Consider the following 20,381-nt stretch of genomic DNA (forward strand, 5'->3'; position numbering starts at 1 on the left):
CACCGGTCGGGACGGCGATCAGGAAGGTCATGAACGAGAAGAACGGCAGCAGCACCGCGCCGGTGGCGTACATGTGGTGCGCCCACACGGCGATGGACAGCGCCGCGATCGCGATGGTCGCGTAGACCAGGCCGCTGTATCCGAAGATCGGCTTGCGGGAGAAGACCGGGAAGATCTCCGAGACGATGCCGAAGAACGGCAGTGCGATGATGTACACCTCGGGGTGACCGAAGAACCAGAACAAGTGTTGGTAGAGGAGCACGCCGCCGGTGGCGGGGTCGTAGATGTTGCCACCGATCACGCGGTCGACGAAAGCCCCCATGAACGCCGCGGCGAGGAGGGGGAAGACGAGGAGCACGAGGATCATCGTGATGAAGATGTTCCACGTGAAGATGGGCATGCGGAACATGGTCATCCCCGGTGCACGCATACAGACCACGGTGGTGATCATGTTGACGCCGCCGAGGATGGTGCCCAGACCCATCACCGCCAGACCCAGGAACCACAGGTTGCCGCCGATACCGGGTGAGTGGATCTCGTCGGCGAGCGGCATGTAGGACGTCCAGCCGAAGTCCGCGGCACCACCGGGAGTGATGAACCCGAATGCCACGGTGAGCGCGCCGAACAGGTACAGCCAGTAGCTGAAGGCGTTCAGGCGCGGGAAGGCGACGTCGGGAGCGCCGATCTGCAGCGGCAGGATGTAGTTCGCGAAACCGAAGACGACCGGCGTCGCGTACATCAGCAGCATGATGCCGCCGTGGTTGGTGAACAGCTGGTTGTACTGCTCGTTCGACAGGAACTGCAGGCCGGGGACCGCGAGCTCCGCGCGCATCAACAGGGCGAGCAGACCACCGAACAGGAAGAACGCGAACGATGTGAAGATGTACATCAGTCCGAGCTTCTTCGGGTCCGTCGTGGTGATCAGGTCGTGAAGGACCGCCCCCTTGGAGTGCGCTCGCGGCGGGTACGGCCGCGTGGGCTTGACGGGAGCGACAACCGCGTTCATCGGGCCTCCTCGAGCCGCCGTGCGGCGGCAACGGTGCGGCGCGGACGGGACCGGCGCGCGCGACGATCACCACCCGCGATGCTGCAGGTGCACCCAGAGTATGCGTTCCGTCACATATGCGCACCGGGTTCGCGGACCGAATTGCGACGCGACGACGGGCGAGCGGAACGTCCCGTGTACACGGAAGAGAACGTGTTCTACATTGTGACCGTCGTCACTGCAGGTCGTCGCTCCGAGCACCTGCACCACCGCGTCGAAGGGACACCATGTCGGCACCTACCACCGCGGTCATCGGCGCCGGTATCAGCGGGTTGACCGCCGGAAAGATGCTGTGCGACTACGGGGTGCCCTACACCTGCTTCGAGAGCTCCGATCGGGTGGGCGGCAACTGGGCCTTCGGCAATCCCAACGGCCACAGCAGCGCGTACCGCTCGCTGCACATCGACACGTCGAAGCATCAGCTGTCGTTCAAGGACTACCCGATGCCGGAGTCCTATCCCGACTTCCCGCATCACACGCAGATCAAGGAGTACCTCGACGGCTACACCGACGCCTTCGGACTGCGGGGCAACATCGAGTTCCGCAACGGTGTCCGCGAAGCACGACGGCGACCCGAAGGCGGGTGGGAGCTCGACCTCGAGGACGGCAGCACGCGCGCGTTCGAGTTCCTCGTCGTCGCCAACGGTCACCACTGGGATCCCCGCGTGCCGGAGTTCCCCGGGCACTTCGCCGGCGAGTCGCTGCACTCCCACCACTACATCGACCCGCGCACCCCGATGGATTTCGCGGGCAAGCGCATCCTCGTGGTGGGGCTCGGCAACAGCGCGGCCGACATCGCCGTGGAGTTGTCGTCGAAGGCGTTGCAGACCGAGGTGACGCTGTCGACGCGCTCGAGTGCGTGGATCGTCCCGAAGTACATCGCGGGCCGGCCGGCCGACAAGTTCTACCGCACCGTTCCGTACATACCGATGTCGTGGCAACGGAAGGTCGCGCAGTGGGGCCAGCCGTTGCTGTCGGGACGTCCCGAGCGGTACGGGCTGCCCACTCCGAACCACAAGTTCTTCGAGGCGCACCCCACGCAGTCGGTCGAACTGCCGCTGCGCCTCGGCTCGGGCGACATCGTCGCGAAACCCGACATCGAACGGTTCGACGACCACACGGTCCACTTCGTGGACGGAACCGCAGCGGAGTTCGACGTCGTCATCTACGCGACCGGCTACAACATCACCTTCCCGTTCTTCGATCCGGAGTTCATCAGCGCTCCCGACAACCACATCGCGCTGTACAAGCGGATCTTCGCGCCGGGTATCCCCGATCTCGCGTTCGCCGGTTTCGCCCAGGCCACGCCCACTCTGTTCCCGTTCGTCGAATGCCAGGCGCGACTGATCGCGGCCTATGCGATCGGCCGCTACGCACTTCCGCCCGAGGACGAGATGCACCGCGTCATCGTCGAGGACCAGCGCAAGTTCACCGGGCACCTGCTCGATCGTCCCCGCCACACGCAGCAGCTCGACTATTTCGCCTACGAGTTCGACATCCGGACGCGCGAGATGCCCGCCGGAATCGCCCGCGCCGGCCGGGCATCGAAGGAGGACGCCTCGTGCACCCGCGTTCATTGACCTTCCCCTCCGAGAGTGAGACGGTCCACGCCTGGCACTTCACTCCCGGCTCCGACGTTCTCGACAGCACCGACGGGGCACCGGTCGTGGTCATGGCCCATGGTCTGGGCGGGACGAAGGACTCCGGGCTCGTCCCGTTCGCCGAACGGCTCGCGGCCGCGGGCATGCACGTGCTCGCCTTCGACTACCGAGGATTCGGCGAGTCCGGAGGCTCCGACCGTCAGCGCGTCGACGTCGCGGGACAGATCGCCGACTACCGCGCAGCCGTCGCGACTGCCCGGCGACTGGACGGCGCCGATGCCCGTCGCGCTGTGCTGTGGGGCGTGTCGTTGTCGGGCGGCCACGTCCTGTCCGTCGCGGCCCAGGACCGGGACATCGCGGCCGTCGTGTCCGTGACGCCCCTCGTCGACGGACCGGCCGCGGGGGTTCTCGCCGCACGGCATCACGCGCCCTCGGCGCTGGCCCGTTCGACGGCGGCGGGGCTCCGCAGCCGGGTGGCGCGACGCTCGTCGACCACCATCCCGATCGTGGGACCACCCGGCACGGTCGCCGCCCTGTCGCTGGACGGCTACCACGAGGACTACCTCTCCCTGGCCGGCCCGACCTGGCGCAACGAGATCGACGCCGACATCGTGCTGTCGCTCGGCACCTACCGTCCCGCGCGACACGCGTCGTCCGTCGCATGTCCCGTCCTCGTGCAGATCGCGGACTTCGATCGCGGCGCTCCCCCGCACGCCGCGGCGCGCGCGGCTTTCCGCGCTCGCGCCGAGGTGCGGCACTATCCGTGCGACCACTTCGACGTGTGGCCCGGCAAGGACTGGTTCGACCCGGCGGTAGAGCATCAGATCCACTTCCTGACCCGACATCTCGCTGCGCAGTAACCCCGAGGGATCCGCCTTCCCGGACCCCTTCCCTTCGCACATCCGAGGTAGCCATGGCAGAGACCGTCCAGCAGGCACTCCGCGACCTGCTCGAGAACGACACCGCGGCCATCGTCCACGACACCGGCAGGTGGACCTGGCGTGAGCACCTGCAGGAGGCGTCCGCTCAGGCGGCAGCCCTCCTGTCGCTGATGGACCGCGACAGGCCGGTGCACGTCGGAGCACTGCTCGGCAACACCCCCGCCTTCCTCCACGCGATCGCCGGGGCCGGGCTCGCGGGCTTCCCGCTCGTCGGCATCAACAACACCCGACGCGGCGAGGGACTGGCACGCGACATCCTGCGGGCGGACTGCCAGATCCTGCTGACCGACGCCGCGCACGCCCCGCTGCTCGACGGCCTCGACCTCGGCGACGTCACCGTCTTCGACGTCGCGAGCCCCGAGTGGCGGGCGCTCGTCGACGGGGCCGGTCCGCTCGAGCCGTACCGGGAGGTCGGTCCGACCGACCCGTTCATGCTGATCTTCACCTCGGGGACGAGCGGGGATCCGAAGCCTGTGATGCTCGCCCACATGATGGTGTTGTTCTCGGGCGGCACCCTCGTCCCGCGGTTCTCGATCACGAGCGACGACGTCGTCTACCTGTCGATGCCGTTGTTCCACTCCAACGCGATCCTCGCCGGGTGGTGCGTGTCGCTGCGCAGCGGTGCAGCGATGGCACCGGCGTCGTTCTCCGCCTCGCACTTCCTCGACGACGTGCGCCGCTACGGCGCGACCTACATGAACTACGTCGGCAAGCCTCTCGCGTACATCCTGGCGACCGTCGAACGACCCGACGACATCGACAACCCGCTCCGGGTGGCGTTCGGCAACGAGGCCACCGACCGCGACATCGAGGAGTTCGGCCGACGCTTCGAATGCACCGTCTGGGACGGTTTCGGGTCGACCGAGGCCGCGGTGATCATCACCCGCGACGAAGGCACCCCACCCGGATCGATCGGTCGAGGACTGCCGGGGGTCGACGTCTACGATCCGGAGACCCTCACCCCCTGTGCCCACGCGGAGTTCGACGACAACGGCGCCCTGATCAACGCCGACAAGGCCGTCGGTCAGCTCGTGAACACGCAGGGCGCCGGATTCTTCACCGGCTACTACAACGACGAGGCCGCTACGAACGAATGTCTTCGTGGCGGCATGTTCTGGTCGGGAGATCTCGCCTACAAGGACGCGGACGGCTGGATCTACCTCGCCGGTCGCACCGCAGACTGGATGCGGGTGGACGGTGAGAACCTCGCTGCCGCGCCCATCGAGCGGATCCTGCAACGACTGCCGCAGCTGAGCCGCGTCGCCGTCTACGGTGTGCCCGACGACCACGTGGGCGACCAGATCATGACCGCAATCGTGCTGCGCGACGAGACATCGCTAGTCCCAGAGGAATTCGAGAATTTCCTCTCCGAGCAGGCCGACCTCTCCCCCAAGGCGTGGCCGAGATACGTACGGATTGCGGCGGATCTGCCCACCACGGCCACCAACAAGATCCTCAAGCGCGCGCTCGAGAAGGAAGGACCCACAGCAGGCGACGGCGTGCTGTGGGTCCGCGAGAACGAGAAGTACGTCGTGGCCTGACGCTGCTCGGCTGCCTCAGTTCTCGCCGAAGTCGCTATCGGGCATGCGTTCTCACCTGAGGATCTCGCTCCGCCAGAAGGCATCGGCGTCGGGAACGGTCTCGGGGTCGTCGAAGAAGGTGGCGAGCGCCTGTGCGGCTGCCGCGGCGTCCGGGAAGCGGCGGCCCTCCATCGGTCCCCGGGTGATCTCGAGCGTCCCGGAGGCCTGATCGAGGCGCCCCTGCACGCGGTAACCCCCGATGTCGGCGACCACCGCGAGCCGTTCGTCGTCGGTCTCGGGATCGGTCACCGCCGGTGCGGCCGGACGTTCGACGCGGACGGCCGCTGCCGGCACCGGCGTTGTGTCGTGCCGAGGATCCTTGACGACATCGAGACCGAGAAGATCCCAATTATCCTGACCGTGAACGACATTGCTGCGCTGGATGGGATGACTGCCGGTCGGGGTGCGGCCGGGGCGGTCGGCGAGCCAGAGCGCGACCTCCTCCTCGATCCCTCCCTCGATATCGTCCGCGTCCACGACGTAGAACGCCGGTACCTCGGGTGCGAGATCGACGAACACCCAGTGCGACACGCCTCCACCGTCGGCGGCGGGAATCCCGTCGCGGCGTCGCGCGAGCCACGGATCGCTCGCCGTCGAGCACACCCTCACCACACGTTCCGATCCGTCCGCACCGCGTACTCGGACGTCCCGCTGTCCCGGGATCGGCTCGGCCCGGCCGCCGCGCGCCAGAACCTCGGCCACGAAGGCCACGGCCCCCTGTCGAACGATGTCCCCCATATCGACTCCTCTTCTCGGTGCGCACACCGAGCGGTGACTCGGGATCGACGCTCGATGTGCCCACGTCCTGCGCGGTCTCGTCGAGACCGGAGGTCTGCTGCGACCATACGTTGCTACGAGCAGAAGAAGAACCGACTGTGACCGATCACCGGAAAGCATCACCCTTCGTGGTGAGCGCCTTGACCCGTTCGACGATGCGGTCCTGCAGCTTGGAGGGGGTACGCCAGCGCATCGCGAGTTTGTCGTAATCCATCGCGTGCTCGGCGATGATGTCCTTGAGCTGTTCGACCCCGAGGGACGCCAGCCTCTCCCGCAGAGTCGCCTCCCCGCTCTCGCGGTACACCGCGAACGGGTCGAAGGCCCCGGGTGCGCGACGGCTACGACGTGGCGAGGTTCGGGCCGCGGCGGGCCGCGCAGCAGGGGCGGGCGCAGGGGCCGGAACGCTCGGGTCCGCGGTCACCGACAGCGCTCCCGCGAGCGCCTTCGCGAAGCGCGGCGTGCGTGCCGCCTCGTCGGCGATCACCTGCACGAGCGCGACGAGCGCGCCGGCCGTACCGGGGGCCGCCTCGTCGAGGCGGAGCAACGCCGAGCTCGCCTCGCCGATGCGCACCCGTAGACGTGCCTGTGCCATGTCGGTATCGGTGCCGGGATTCGTCACAGGTACACCTGCGCATTCATCATGATCGTCTCGGTGAGGATTCTCAGTGCGTCGTACTGACCGGTGTTGCCGTACTTGCGCTTGAGCGTGCCGTAGGGCACGAACTCGGCGGACGCCGCGATCTGATTGGCCTCGGGCACCCAGGCGGGAACGACGTTCGCGATCCGGGGATCGCGCTGGAGCTGTTCGATGATCGTGCGGTGCAGATTCGAGGCACTGCGGTACTTCGTGATGACGAGGCCGATCTCCCGCACCGTGTGGCCGGTCCGCTTCGCGAATTCCTGGATCTTGGTCTGCAGCGGCGGAATCCCGTAGGTGGACAGGATGTCGGGAATCGTCGGGATGAGATAACCGTCGGCGAGACGCAACCCGTTGAGGGTGAGGATCCCGAGATTCGGCGGGCAGTCGACGAGGATGTAGTCGTACCGGTCGGCGATGGGCCGAACAGCGGAGAGCAGTACCTCGACGGGACGGTGCGAGCCGGGATCCGCGTACTGCTGGTGGGTGAGACCCTCCTGGATGTCCATGAGATCCAGCGACGACGCGAGCAGGTCGAGATCACGGACCGCTCGCACGGGCGAGACGTTCTTCTGGACGGCCTTCTCGATGTCGAACGCGTCGGCGTGGGGCGTGATCGCCTTACGGAAGAGCGTCGCGAGGGTCAGACCGAGTTCGTTCAGTTCCTGCCAGCGCTCCTCCCCCACCATCATCGTGGTGAGGTTGGTCTGCGGGTCGAGATCGATCATGAGCACCCGCTGCCCGAACTCCGCCGCCATGAATTCGCCCAGAGCGGCCGTCGTCGTGGTCTTGCCGACGCCACCTTTCAGGTTGATCGTCGCGATTACCCGTGCCACCCCACACCTCTTCGGGAAAGAAATTCATTACTCGATATCGCGAGCAAAACTACCCGAAGGCGGACATACGAGGCAGCCGGGTGGCAGCTGCCGAGTCAGCGGCCCCTCGACTCGACCGCGAGACGGGGCATGCCGGCAAGTTCGTCGGGCGTGACGTACGAATCGGAGGTCGCGAAACCGCTCAGGTACAGCGGCGGCTCGCGGTCGGCGACCGCGCGCACGATCTGCCCCTCCGAGACGAAGACGATGAGCCCTTCGGCATCGGATCCCGGCATGTTCCGCCAGGTGACTCCGGGGGTGTGCATCACACGGTTGAGTTCGCTCATCAGCACCGGGACGCGGAAGTAGTACATCCGGTCCCACGACTCGACACCCGCTGCGGCCGCGACCTCCCCGAGCGTGCGGGACTGTCCGGAGACGAGCACCGATTCGAACTCGGCCTCGAGCTGCGGGTCGTCGACGACGGACACGCTCGTCGCCCCCGAACAACCCGAGACCCCCAGCGCCGCAGCGACAGCCAGCGCAAAACCCGTACGCACGAACCGCGACGCCACCGCGCCCCCCTGTGTATCGACCCCCGATAGGACGCGAGGAAGCTACCACCGGTTCGGACAAATGCACCAGTGAAGACGGTCACTTTCCACGAGTTCGGGGATACGACCCGAAGCGCAGCCGAATCGATGTGACAGATGACAGTAACTCCGAGTTACTCCTTTGCGGTGAGCTCGGCGATGTCCGTCCACAGAGCACTGCGGAGCGCGACCATCGGTTCGGCTGCAGCGCCGAGCTGGTCGCCGACGAAATCGGTGTTCTCGGCAGACAACTCGCGCGCGCCCGACCTGCCGATCAGATCGTCGATCCGCTGGTCGAGACTCGCGGTCCGCTGCGCGATGTGTGTGAGATGCAGATGGTCCTCCGCCCGCGTGAGCAGGTCGCCGATGCGCGCGAGCGCGGTGACGCGCGCAAGGATCTGATCCCATACCGGTTCGAGCGCTGCCACACGGGATTCGAGACCGGACCGCGCCTCGGGTGCCGATCGGATCGCGGACTGCAACTCGTCGAGCAGGTCCCGCAGGGCGACGGTGTCCACCGCGATCTGGGTGAGTTCCTCGGCGAGGTCGAGCTGGGCTCGCTGAACTTCGAAGTACTCCGAACGCCACGCCGCCGACGCCTCGATGCGGTCGTACAGGGAACCGGCAAGGAAGAGCAGGGTGTCGTAGCGGTCGACGAAGCCGTCGTCACCGGAGGGCACCTCGCGTCCGAGCCGCTCGGCGACGCGACGCCCCGTCTCGGCCAGCGGGGTGCGTTCGGACCAGCGACCCACGCGGTCGACGGCGACACCGAGCACCACTCCCCGGGCCTGCTCGACGGGCGTGACGGGCAGGGGTGCCGGGGTGCGTTGCAGTGCGGCGAACAGCGCCTCGCGTTGTTCGATCTCGAGATGCAGGCCGTCGCGCCGGTCGCGGCGCACGGCGCGGACGCCCTGGGCGTAGTGCAGCGGCGAGTGCACGACGGTCTGCCGCGCCGCCCGGATGCGTTTGCCGAGCTCGTTGGCCCGGTATTCGAGTGCGAGTCGCGCAGCGCCGGGGCGCAGGCCGTCGATGCGTGCGCGGAGGCGGGCGTGCTCGTCGGACAGGCGGCGCAGCTCACCGAATCCGTCGAGGGTGGGCAGCCGGCGCCCGACGCGCCGGCGGTTCGCCAGCACCGCACGTGCCGATTCGTCGAGGTAGCCGGCGGCCAGTGCGACCGCCGCGGCATCCGACAGCGGAGCGTGCCTGCCCTCGATGCTGCCGGTCTCGCACCACCGGCGGACCTGCCCGGCGATGCGTGTCCGCCGGTCCACCGACGGGATGTCCCGGCTGGGCGCGTCGTCGCGCCCCGGGAGGTGGGGTCGATCGGCTTCGGACACGGGGATCCTCCTCGCGGCTCGTCCGCAGGCATGTACTGTCCACTGTTCCAGATTCCGCGCGAGCTCGGAGAAATGCCCGGTAACGCCCCGATCCCGGGCGCTCGAAGGTCACGATCCGACACGTCGACGGCCGCGCTCCGGTTCGGTTGAGACCTTCGCCTTTTCGCACCTCGTGACGGATGTCACAGCATTTTCGAGGCGGGCCGGAGCGATTTGTCCGATCCCGGATCATGCCCGATTCCGGGTGCGCGAAAACCGGTGCGTACCAGCAGGAACGAGGGGTCGCCCGAGGCGGGCGGCGGAGGCCCCGGAAAGTTACCGATCGGTGTTACTCCACAGTACCGGCGGCAAGCGAAACCGCAGACCCCCGTCCCGGCGCCTACCTCCGAGCGAAAGCCCCTGCGCGCGAATACCTGTGAGAGAACTCGACCGCGAGAAGACCGCCGATCGGCCCGGACGGGAGCAAAACGTGACAAACCCTCATGTTTCCTCCATGCTGTTATCCGAACGGAGCCTTCGCCCAGGGGGACGTGACCGTCGCAACCGACGGCCGTAGCTGCGGAGATCTGTTCGAAACGGTCCTTCGGACACCGCGGATGTTGCCCGGTGGATCGACGACGAACACGCATGCCCATGCCAACCACGAGGAGCCGACCGCTACATGTTCCCGCTCGCGCCGCCAACACGAGACGTGGAACGTAGGACCGGTTAGTTTGTCCTCCTCATTGGGGTGGAGCTTCGAGACGCGCGCCCGATGCGTGCACAAACCATGGAGAACGGTGGCAACGAGTATGTTCAAGCGGATCGCAGTGGTCAATCGCGGTGAGGCGGCCGTACGCCTCATCCGGGCAGTCCGGGAGCTCAACTCCGAGCACGGCTACGACATCAGGACGATCGCTCTGCACACCGACGCCGAACGACGGGCGATGTTCGTCCGTCAGGCCGACGAAGGAGTGACCCTCCGCCCGTCGACCACGGCGGCGACCCCCTACCTCGATCACGCCGAACTCGAGCGCGCTCTGCTCGAGGCGAAAGCCGACGCCGTCTGGGTCGGCTGGGGCTTCGTCGCCGAGGACCCTGCCTTCGCCGAGCTCTGCGCCCGCCTCGGCATCACCTTCATCGGCCCCTCGGCCGACGCCATGCGTCTGCTCGGCGACAAGGTCGAGGCGAAGATCCTCGCCGAGAAGGTCGGCGTTCCCGTCGCACCGTGGTCCGGGGGACCGGTCGAGTCCCGCGCCGACGCCCGCCGCCACGCGCAGGCCATCGGCTATCCGCTGATCATCAAGGCCCGCTCCGGCGGCGGCGGCCGCGGCATCCGCAAGGTCTATGCGGAGGACGAGCTCGAACTCGCCCTCGAACGCACCCAGGGTGAGGCCGAGCGTTCCTTCGGTGACCCCGTCGTGTTCATCGAGCGTCTCGTCACCGACGCGCGCCACGTCGAGGTCCAGGTCATCGCCGACAAGCACGGCAACGTGTGGGCCCCGGGGGTGCGCGACTGCTCGATCCAGCGCAAGAACCAGAAGGTCATCGAGGAGTCGGCCTCTCCCCTGCTCACCAAGGGGCAGTCGGACCACCTGCGCGCGGTCTCCGCGGATCTCGTCCGCGCGGCCGGATACGCCGGTGCCGGCACCGTCGAGTACCTCTACCAGCCCGACCTGAAGATCTTCACCTTCCTCGAGGTCAACACCCGCCTCCAGGTCGAGCACCCCATCACCGAGGCCACGACCGGCATCGACCTCGTCAAGCTGCAGATCCTCGTCGCCTCCGGCGAGAAGCTGCCCGGCGAGTGCCCCGGCGAGTTCGGGCACGCCGTCGAAGCCCGTCTGAACGCCGAGGACGCTGCCAACGGCTTCGCACCCGCTCCCGGCACCGTGCAGTTGCTCAAGTTCCCGCTCGGGTCCGGCCTGCGCGTCGATACCGGCATCGCCCAGGGCGACGTCATCCCGCCCGACTACGACTCGATGGTCGCCAAGATCATCGCGTGGGGCCGCGACCGCGACGAGGCACTCGCCCGCCTGCGCACCGCTCTGCGCGAGACCACCGTCGTCCTCGACGGCGGCACGACCACCAAGTCGTTCCTGCTCGATCTGCTCGATCGTTCCGAGGTCATCGATGCCTCCGCCGACACCGGCTGGCTCGACCGCACCGGTGCCGGCACCGAGACCGGTCCGTCCAAGGTCGCCGACGTCGCTCTGATCGCGACGGCCGTCGACGTCTACGACACCGACGAGGCCCGCGAGCGCTCCGCCTTCCTCGCCTCGGCCCGCGGCGGTCGCCCGCGTGCCGGACACGCCGTCGGACGCAAGATCGAGCTGAGCTACCAGGGCCAGGCCTACGAACTCGTCGTCGGCCAGGTCGGCCCGCACCGCTACCGTGTCGACACCGGTTCTGCCGAGTTCGACGTCGACGTCGAGCGGCTGGGCGACTACGAGTCGCGCCTGACCCTCGGCGGACACCGCCACAACGTGGTCTCGATCGCCGGTCCCGCCCACTTCCTCGTCGAGGTCGACGGCATCAGCCACCAGATCAGCCAGGACGAGGCCGGCGTGGTGCGCACCCCTGCCCCGGCCGTGGTCGTCGCGGTTCCTGTCGCCGTGGGTGACGAGGTCGAGGCCGGCCAGACGCTCGTCGTGCTCGAGTCGATGAAGATGGAGACCGCGGTCCGCGCTCCCTTCGCCGGCAAGGTCCGCGAGATCCTCGCCGTCGTCAATGCGCAGGTCGACGCGGGCGCCCCGCTCCTGCGGGTCGACCAGATCGTCGAGGAGGTCGTCACCGAGACCGTCGAGCGTGTGGAGTTCGCCGCACCGGCACCCTCGGTCAGCGACGACGTCGCGGCCGACGCTCTCGCCCGTCTCGACTCGCTCGCCGCTCTGGTCACCGGATACGACGTGTCCGCCAAGCGCACCGCGGCCCTGCTCGCCGAATACGAGCGTCTGTCCGGCTCCGTCGACTCGTGCGCGCTCGTCCGCGCCGAGCTCGCGCTGCTGACGACCTTCGCGGACGTGTGCGAACTGTCGCGCAACCGTCCGACCGAGGAGGAGAAGAACAGCGACGACCGGGTCCATAGCCCCCGCGAGTTCTTCCACGGCTACCTGCAGTCGCTCGACGTCGAGGTCGGGGGTCTGCCCGACAGCTTCCGCGCACGTCTCGCCCGCGCCCTGCGGCACTACGACGTCCTCGAACTCGATCGCACCCCGGAGCTCGAGGAGGCCGTCTACCGGTTGTTCCTCGCGCTCGAGCGCATCGAGGCCCACGTCCCCGTGGTCACCTCGCTGCTCGACCGCTGGGTCGAGCGCGACGACACCGAGGTGGGGATCTCCCACGAGCTCAACGAGGTCCTCGACCGGCTGATCGTCGCGACCCAGGTCCGCTTCCCGGTCATCGGTGACACCGCCCGCAACCTGCGGTACCGGTACTTCGAGGAGCCGGTGATCCGCAAGGCCCGCGAGCAGGTCTACGACGGGGTCCGCGGTTCGCTCGCGTACCTCGCCGAGCATCCGCAGGCGACGGACTACGCGCAGCGCATCGATTCGCTGGTCGCCACGCCCGAGCCGCTGATCGACCTTCTCGCACAGCAGATCACGCGTCCCGAGACCGTTCCGGGTCCGTTGCTCGAGGTCATCACCCGACGGGCGTACAAGATCCGCACCCTCGAGGACGTCTGCTCGTGCACGGTCGCCGGGCACCAGTTCGTCACCGGCAACTTCGATCTGCGCGGCACCCGCCTGTACCTGATCTCCGCGGAGGCACCGCACGCCGAGTTCGCCTCGCTGCTCGCCGCCGTCGAGGAGTCGGCGGCATCGGTTCCCGACACGAAGAACCTGGTGATCGACCTGTATCTCGCGTGGGACGACGCTCCGGCCGATGCCGACGCCCAGGCCGACGCACTGCGCGCCGAACTCGCCGCACGCCCGGTGACCGGCGCGGCCCGTCGCGTGACCGTGACGGTCTGCCACACCGACACGGCCGAAGAGCACGTGTTCACCTTCCGCCCCTACGAGACCGGATACGCGGAGGAGACCAACATCCGCGACATCCACCCGCTCACGGGTCAGCGTCTGGATCTGTGGCGCCTGAAGAACTTCGACGGCACCCGCCTGCCCGCCAACCCGGACACCTACCTGTATCACCTGGTGTCGCAGGACAATCCGTCCGACGAGCGGTTCATCGCCCTCGCCGAGGTGCGCGACCTGACGCCGCAGCGCGACGAGTCCGGCCGCATCGTCGGACTGCCGGCCTTCGAACGCGCTCTCGCGAGCTCGCTCGACGGCATGCGACGCGCCCAGGCCAACCGCGGCGGGCGACGTCTCGACGCGAACCGCGTGGTGCTCTACGTGTGGCCCGCCGTCGATCTCGACATGGAGGATCTGCGTCGCATCGGCCGCAACGCCGCGCCGCTGACCGTGGGTGCCGGCCTCGAGGAGATCACCGTCATCGGGTCGTGGCGTGATCGCCAGGACGAGCCGGCACGCGAGGTCGCCCTGCGCTTCTCGTACCGCTCCGGTGCGGGCGTCATCGTGCGGGTCACCGAGCCGCCGAAGGAGCCGCTGAAGCCGCTCGACGAGTACACCCAGAAGGTCCAGCGGTCCCGTGCCCGCGGCACCGTCTACCCGTACGAGCTGATCCCGCTGCTCACCGGCGGCGAGGGCACCTTCGTCGAGTACGACTTCGACGAGCAGGGCACCCTCGTGCCCGTCGACCGCCCCTACGGCCGCAACACTGCGGGTCTGATCGTCGGTGTCGTCGACACCCCGACCCCGCGGTACCCCGAGGGCATGAAGCGCGTCGCGCTGTTCGGTGATCCCACCAAGGCGCTGGGCACCGTCGCGGAGGCCGAGTGCTCCCGCGTGGTCGCCGCGATCGACCTGGCGGAGAGCCTGAACGCTCCCGTCGAGTGGTTCGCACTGTCGTCCGGCGCGACGATCTCCATGGGCTCGGGTACCGAGAACATGGACTGGGTGTCGCGCGGCCTGCGTCGCATCATCACGTTCACGCAGAACGGCGGCGAGATCAACGTCGTGGTCACCGGCATCAACGTCGGCGCGCAGCCGTACTGGAACGCCGAGGCGACGATGCTCATGCACACCAAGGGCATCCTCGTGATGACCCCGGACAGCGCGATGGTGCTCACCGGCAAGCAGTCGCTCGACTACTCGGGTGGCGTCTCCGCCGAGGACAACTTCGGCATCGGCGGCTACGACCGCGTCATGGGCCCCAACGGCCAGGCGCAGTACTGGGCTCCGAACCTCAGTGCCGCCATCGAGACGCTGTTCGCGCACTACGCCCACGCCTACGTCGCGCCGGGCGAGCGCTTCCCGCGCAAGGCCGTGTCCTCCGACCCGGTCGACCGCAACGTGTGCGTGTACCCGCACGTGCATCCGTCCAGCGACTTCACCACCGTGGGCGACATCTTCTCGTCCGAGACCAACCCGGATCGCAAGAAGCCGTTCGACATCCGCACGGTGATGCGTTCGGTGGTCGACCAGGACCACGCGGTGCTCGAACGGTGGGCCGACATGGCCGACGCCGACACCTCGGTCGTGTTCGACGCGCACCTGGGTGGAAACCCGGTGACGGTCATCGGCATCGAGTCCCGCGCGATCCCGCGCAAGGGCTGGTTCCCGGCCGACGGACCGGACCAGTGGACCTCGGGCACGCTGTTCCCGAAGTCGTCGAAGAAGACGGCGCGGGCGATCAATGCGGCGAGCGGCAACCGCCCGCTCGTGGTGCTCGCCAACCTGTCGGGCTTCGACGGCTCCCCCGAGTCGCTGCGCAACCTGCAGCTCGAGTACGGCGCCGAGATCGGCCGGGCCATCGTCAACTTCGACGGTCCGATCGTGTTCGTCGTGGTCTCCCGCTACCACGGTGGTGCCTTCGTGGTGTTCTCGGGCGCGTTGAACGAGAACATGGAAGTCCTCGCCGTGGAGGGTTCGTTCGCCTCGGTGCTCGGTGGCGCTCCGGCGGCCGCGGTGGTCTTCACCCGCGACGTCAACAAGCGCACTGCGAGCGATCCGCGGGTCGTGGAACTCGAGGCCCAGCTGCGGGCCGCGGAGGACGGCGACAAGGCGCGTCTGGGCGTCGAGCTCACCGCTCTGCGCACCGCCGTGCGGTCGGAGAAGCTCGGTGAGGTGGCGGCCGAATTCGAGGCGATCCACAACATCCAGCGCGCACAGCAGGTCGGCTCGGTCGACGCGATCGTGCCGGCGGTCGAGCTGCGGCCGCAGATCATCGCGGCCGTCGAACGCGGCATGGCACGCACGCTCGCGTAACACACGCAGGTAGAACGAGACCCCACCGGAACACTTCCGGTGGGGTCTCGTCGTCGTAGGGCCGTCGTGCCGGTCGGTCGTCCCAGTCGTCGTGGTCGTCGTCCCGGGCGTCGTGGTCGTCGTCGTGCACATCGTCGCAGCGGTCGTCCCGCTCGTCGCAGAAGTCCTCGACGTGGTCCGGCACTGTGTCGTCCCAGTCCTCGAATCACGCGTCGCACGTCGTGACATCGATGTACGGGATGTCGGTGGGCCCGTCTCCCGGCCCCGCGTCCCTGTCCGGGCCGACGTCCGCACGAATGCTTCCGTCGGGGCCGCCGGCCGTCGTCGCGACCGCTACAGCGGTCACGGCCCATGCGGTGCGGCTCATCGCCATGATCGTTCTCCTCGACTCGGTGCTCGTCCTGGTCACCGGTAACTCTGGCGCACGACGATGAGGAGCCGATGAGCCGAGGATGACGAAATCTTCATCCGAGACGCGTACGGATCCAGTCGGCCAGGATCCGGGCCACCTCGTGAGGAGCCTCCGGGACGAGGGCGTGCCCACACCCCGGCACGACGGCCGTGGAGACGAGTTCGCTCCCGAACTCGTCGACGAGCTCACCTCGGGTCTCCGCGGGCCGGAAGACGTCCTCTCCCGCCTGTACGTCGAGTAGAGGTGACGGTGCCACCGTCCACCACGATTCCTTGTCGGTCGCTGCCATCGCCGCCCGCTGCGAGACGATCGCGTCGGGCCACCACCCGTCGAGCCACACCGCAGGATCGTGTCCTTCGGCGAAGAAGACGTCGCGCAGGTGCACGAGCCGTTCGTCGTCGGGAAGCGACAGGTCGGAGCACTTGGCGACACGCTCGGTCAGCGAGGCCGGGAACCGGCGGGCGCCGGCGGCGAGCACGGCGACTCCCCGGACGAGTTCGGGCCGGTCGGCGGCGAGCACCCGGGCCACGTAGTGCCCGAATGCGTGCCCGGCCACCACAGCGGGTGCTGCGTCGAAATACTCGATGACGGCGGCGACGTCGCCCGCGAGGTCGTGCAGATCGAGGCCGGTCATGGGTCCGCGGCTGCTGCCGATACCTCGGGGTTGCGGGCGGAGGACGGTGAATCCCGCTGCCGCGAGGTCGCTCGCGATCGGATCGAATTCGTAGGAGTCGCGTCCGAGGGAGGGAAGCAGGACGACTGCCGGCCCTTCCCCGTCGACACGTACCTCGAGATGGGCCACCGGTGTTTCTACAAGACGAGTGCTGCTCACGGGGCCATCCTCTCACCGCCGCGTAGAGCTGGTCTTCGACACAATTCCCTACCTTAGTGTCGAGAATCACACCGATATGAGGTGTGGCGCGTTTTCACTCGGGGAATACACGGAGACTCACCCCGGTTGAACTCCGGCGGCACGGAGTGCGTAGCACACCGAGAAGCGCCCGACTACATTCCCCGCACGCGAGCAGTCTTCGAATACCTTCTCCTGCAACATATTCCGGATACTTCATTGGACATCCTCGCGTTCACGCCATGTGCACACAGTCGTACCTGACTTGCCGGTAGTACGTTGTGCCATTTTGGAACACTCGAATTCGTGCAGGTTGTATGTCCATGGCGGGTGCGAACATTCAGCATGTTCGTACCGCGCGGTAACCACTTTTTTCGGACGAATACTGTTGCAGTGCATATGTTCTCGACCCAATCGGACAAATCGGTGCGTTTTCGGAGTCCGAATTGTTTCTGGTGACAACATGATCGAGGTGTTGCATGATTGTCGCCGCAGGGAGTTACGAGCCGATGGCGGCTCGTTTCAGGGGACACGCGTTCGAGTCAGGGGGATTCGAAACGTGCTTCTCCACAGGGAATATCAACGCGCAGGGGGCGTTTGCGCGACGTCGGCGACCAGCCGCGCCCTTCGCCCCCTCGCACAGCGAGGAGATCAGCATGACCAGCACCATCGAACCCAGCTCTCAGATCGCTGCCGGCGGAAACAAGCTCCGCGGACGCGTCGCCTTCGTCACCGGCGGCACGCGAGGCATCGGTGCGGCGATCAGCCGCAGCCTGGCGAGCCAGGGCGCCACCGTCGCCGCAGGCTACGGACGCAACACCGCCCAGGCGGATCAGTTCCTCGCAGACCTGAACGAGACCGGTCGCAAGGACGTCCGCTACTCGGTGCACCGCGGCGACGTCGCGAACGCCGACGACTGCCGACGCACCATCGACGAGGTCATCGAAACGCACGGCCGTCTCGACATCCTGATCAACAACGCCGGCATCACCATCGACCGCACGGTGCTGAAGATGCAGGACGAGGACTGGGACACCGTCATCGGCGTGAACCTCTCGGGCGCGTTCTACCTGGCACAGGCCGCACTGCGGCACATGCTCGAGCGTGGCACCGGACGCATCGTCAACGTCTCCTCCGTCATCGGCGAGACCGGCAACATCGGTCAGGCCAACTACGCGGCATCGAAGGCCGGCCTGTTCGGTCTCACCAAGACCCTCGCCAAGGAAGCGGCCTTCTACCTGGCCAAGAACGACAAGCTGGACCCGAACAGCATCGGCGTCACCGTCAACACCGTCACCCCGGGCTTCGTCGCCACCGAGATGGTCGAGGCCATCCCCGAGAAGGTTCTCGCGCGCATCACCGACACCATCCCCGTGAAGCGCCTCGCCGACCCGCAGGAGATCGCCCGGGTCGTGCATTTCCTCGCCGCAGACGCCTCCTCGTACATCACCGGTCAGGTGTGGGGCGTCAACGGCGGCCTGGACATGTGATCCGGCCTCCCCACCCACTACTTCTCATCGAACGGTCCCCTCGCACATGCAGCCATTCGAGCTCAATCGGCACGGCCGAATAGTCTTCCCCTCCAATTTCATTCCCGAACTCGACTTCTCCACGCTGAGCAGCGTCGACCACCTCGACGCCGTCATCCGCCGCGACTTCGACACCAAGGCACCCACGGTCTCGGAGATCCTCTCCCGGCACGAACTGGGCAAGTACGGTTCAAAGTTCGAGATCATGCGGGACATGGCCCTCAATGTCTTCTGGGCCGACCGTTTCACCCTCATGATGTTCGAGCGGCGCGTCACCCGCTGGGGCGACGTGCCCCGCAACCGCGACGACGTCTACATGCCCCGCCTGACTCCCTGGCCCGAGGCCGAGGAGCGGTTGGGTGCCGTCGAGCAGGCCTACCGCGGTCTCCCCCGCGCCTGGGACAGTGCCGCCGAGGACCGCATCTTCGATCGGCTCTTCGCGGTGTTCGGTTCGCGTCGCCACTTCGCCGGCGACCTACCCTCGGTCAAACCGACTGTGACGCAGTTGATCTCCGACCCTGAGAACATCACTCTGCGCGTCCGCCACTACGATCCGAACCACCCCGTCTTCGGATACGACGAGATCCTCGATTGCCACGAGGACGTCGCCGAGCTCGAGGCCCTGAGCCGCTGGTCGATGGTTTTGCACAACCAGCAGCCCTGGGAGGGAAGCGAACTCGAACTCGTCCGGGTCGCAGACCTGAAGGACGACGACTACGTCGTGGTCTCCCACCCGCGCAATCGGGAGGTCCAGCGGTTCATCAACCGGGCCATGTCGGGGAAGACCCGCAAGGCCACCTCGTACACGCGGCACGAACCGGTCGCCCCGTCTGCGCCGTACCCGGCCGTCGACGTGCGTTCGGAGTTCGCGATCGCACCGCGCATCGATGCGATCGCCGTCGCCCATGGCGACCAGGTGTGCACCAACGAGGACCTGATCCGCAACACCGCCTACAACTGGTCGCCCATGTCGGCCGACGAGATCACGGCCAAGACCGGGATCGAGCAGCGCCGGTACACCTCGGGAACCTTCGAGGACCTGGCCCTGACGGCGGCGAAGCAGGCGATCGCCCACGCCGGTGTCGGCCCGCAGGACATCGGTGCGGTCATCACCTGCACGTGCACGAGCGGCCGGCTGATCCCGTCGCTGGCCACGTGGATCTCGGGCGAACTGGGCATCGGGCAGACCCACGCCTCGTTCGACCTGATCGCGGCGTGCGCGGGAATGCCCTACGGCCTGGCCGAGGCGACCCGCATCCTGCAGCAGGTCAAGCGTCCCGTCCTCGTGGTGTGCGTCGAGAAGTTCTCGGACAAGATCGGCACCGTCCGGCCGTCCCGGATGATCTTCGGTGACGGCGCCGCGGCGATGGTGATCTCGCCGGCCGCCGAGGGCGAGGCTCCCGATCTCGAGTTCTTCAACAGCTACGCGAGCGGCCCGACGAGCGAGGTCAACTCGATCATCTGGCCGAATCCGGACTTCGACAACTTCATCACGGTCTACGGACCCGAGGTGAAGACGCTCGCCGGTCGCTACCTGACTCAGATGCTCGACGAGATCAAGGCGCTCCCGTCCCCCGACGATGCCGAACGTTCGCTGCTCGACGACATCGATCTCATCGTTCCCCACCAGGCGAACAAGACGATGGTCATCGAGCTCGCCGCGAACGCCGGACTCTCGGCCGACCGGTTGTACTTCAACATCGAGAAGGTCGGCAACACGTCGTCGGCGAGCATCCCGCTCGCGATCCACGACGCCGTCCGCGACGGGGTCATCACCGAACCGGTGCGTATCTTCGCTCCCGGCTTCGGCGCCGGAGCGGTGGCGGGGTACACCGTCATGCGGGTCGACCCGAAGGTGGTCGTGCCGTTCGAGGAGACCGCCGCCGGCTGAGCCGGCAGATGACGACCGCCGGCTGAGCCGGCAGATGGACCGACGCCGGCTGATCCCGGCGTACGACAGGCATCCGGGCCGTCCCCCGGCAGGCCCGGAGTACA

General features: G+C 67.5%; 14 protein-coding genes. 6 read left to right on the forward strand and 8 right to left on the reverse strand.

Annotation, left to right across the window (positions count from 1 at the left end; genetic code table 11):
- Positions 1-1,006 (reverse strand): cbb3-type cytochrome c oxidase subunit I (locus ACPCXD_RS15610; protein ID WP_423660235.1); only part of this gene is annotated, 1,006 nt, incomplete at its 3' end.
- A 266-nt stretch (positions 1,007-1,272) separates the two neighbouring features.
- Between ACPCXD_RS15610 and ACPCXD_RS15615 the strand changes: the two genes are divergently transcribed.
- The 3 genes from ACPCXD_RS15615 to fadD1 are packed head-to-tail and all read left to right on the forward strand — an operon-like array spanning position 1,273 to position 5,128.
- Entirely contained in the window at positions 1,273-2,625 is a 1,353-nt protein-coding gene (locus ACPCXD_RS15615; protein ID WP_160874718.1) for an NAD(P)-binding domain-containing protein, read from the forward strand.
- Positions 2,607-3,506 (forward strand): alpha/beta hydrolase, encoded by a 900-nt coding sequence (locus ACPCXD_RS15620; RefSeq protein ID WP_423660236.1) that lies wholly within the window; start codon positions 2,607-2,609, stop codon positions 3,504-3,506. The genes ACPCXD_RS15615 and ACPCXD_RS15620 overlap by 19 nt, the downstream gene beginning before the upstream one ends.
- Positions 3,507-3,559: 53 nt before the next feature.
- The gene (fadD1, locus tag ACPCXD_RS15625; protein WP_423660238.1) at positions 3,560-5,128 is read left to right on the forward strand and encodes a fatty-acid--CoA ligase FadD1; all 1,569 of its coding nucleotides are present in this window, start codon (positions 3,560-3,562) and stop codon (positions 5,126-5,128) included.
- Positions 5,129-5,179: 51 nt separating this feature from the next.
- Here the strand turns inward: fadD1 and ACPCXD_RS15630 are convergent, their stop codons facing one another.
- From ACPCXD_RS15630 to ACPCXD_RS15650, 5 genes are all read right to left on the reverse strand, one after another.
- Positions 5,180-5,905, reverse strand: coding sequence for a hypothetical protein (locus tag ACPCXD_RS15630; protein ID WP_230825567.1), 726 nt, complete (start codon positions 5,903-5,905; stop codon positions 5,180-5,182).
- Positions 5,906-6,050: 145 nt separating this feature from the next.
- Positions 6,051-6,563: a hypothetical protein gene (locus ACPCXD_RS15635; RefSeq protein ID WP_106200338.1), complete on the reverse strand. Its 513-nt coding sequence runs from the start codon at positions 6,561-6,563 to the stop codon at positions 6,051-6,053.
- On the reverse strand, positions 6,560-7,417 hold the full coding sequence (locus tag ACPCXD_RS15640) for a ParA family protein (RefSeq protein ID WP_059382904.1): 858 nt from the start codon (positions 7,415-7,417) through the stop codon (positions 6,560-6,562). Before ACPCXD_RS15640 ends, ACPCXD_RS15635 begins: the two co-directional genes overlap by 4 nt.
- A 95-nt stretch (positions 7,418-7,512) precedes the next feature.
- Entirely contained in the window at positions 7,513-7,956 is a 444-nt protein-coding gene (locus ACPCXD_RS15645; RefSeq protein ID WP_225623746.1) for a hypothetical protein, read from the reverse strand.
- A 167-nt stretch (positions 7,957-8,123) separates the two neighbouring features.
- On the reverse strand, positions 8,124-9,326 hold the full coding sequence (locus ACPCXD_RS15650) for a hypothetical protein (RefSeq protein WP_106200339.1): 1,203 nt from the start codon (positions 9,324-9,326) through the stop codon (positions 8,124-8,126).
- A gap of 791 nt (positions 9,327-10,117) precedes the next feature.
- Here ACPCXD_RS15650 and ACPCXD_RS15655 point away from each other — a divergent pair.
- Complete coding sequence (locus tag ACPCXD_RS15655; RefSeq protein ID WP_423660403.1) at positions 10,118-15,595, forward strand: ATP-binding protein; 5,478 nt, start codon at positions 10,118-10,120, stop codon at positions 15,593-15,595.
- A gap of 205 nt (positions 15,596-15,800) precedes the next feature.
- On the opposite strand, the gene ACPCXD_RS15660 is transcribed toward ACPCXD_RS15655, so the two are convergent.
- Together ACPCXD_RS15660 and ACPCXD_RS15665 are read right to left on the reverse strand one after the other, a co-directional pair.
- Positions 15,801-15,962 (reverse strand): hypothetical protein, encoded by a 162-nt coding sequence (locus ACPCXD_RS15660; RefSeq protein ID WP_189637380.1) that lies wholly within the window; start codon positions 15,960-15,962, stop codon positions 15,801-15,803.
- 97 nt (positions 15,963-16,059) lie between these two features.
- Entirely contained in the window at positions 16,060-16,839 is a 780-nt protein-coding gene (locus tag ACPCXD_RS15665) for an alpha/beta fold hydrolase (protein WP_229567611.1), read from the reverse strand.
- Between the two features lie 674 nt (positions 16,840-17,513).
- Here ACPCXD_RS15665 and ACPCXD_RS15670 point away from each other — a divergent pair.
- Complete coding sequence (locus tag ACPCXD_RS15670; protein ID WP_106200346.1) at positions 17,514-18,347, forward strand: 3-oxoacyl-ACP reductase family protein; 834 nt, start codon at positions 17,514-17,516, stop codon at positions 18,345-18,347.
- Positions 18,348-18,393: 46 nt separating this feature from the next.
- A complete protein-coding gene (locus ACPCXD_RS15675; RefSeq protein WP_423660240.1) occupies positions 18,394-20,277 on the forward strand; it encodes a ketoacyl-ACP synthase III in 1,884 nt (627 codons plus the stop codon).
- Positions 20,278-20,381 lie beyond the last annotated feature (104 nt).

Source organism: Rhodococcus sp. AB351 (assembly GCF_049538275.1).
GTDB lineage: Bacteria > Actinomycetota > Actinomycetes > Mycobacteriales > Mycobacteriaceae > Rhodococcus.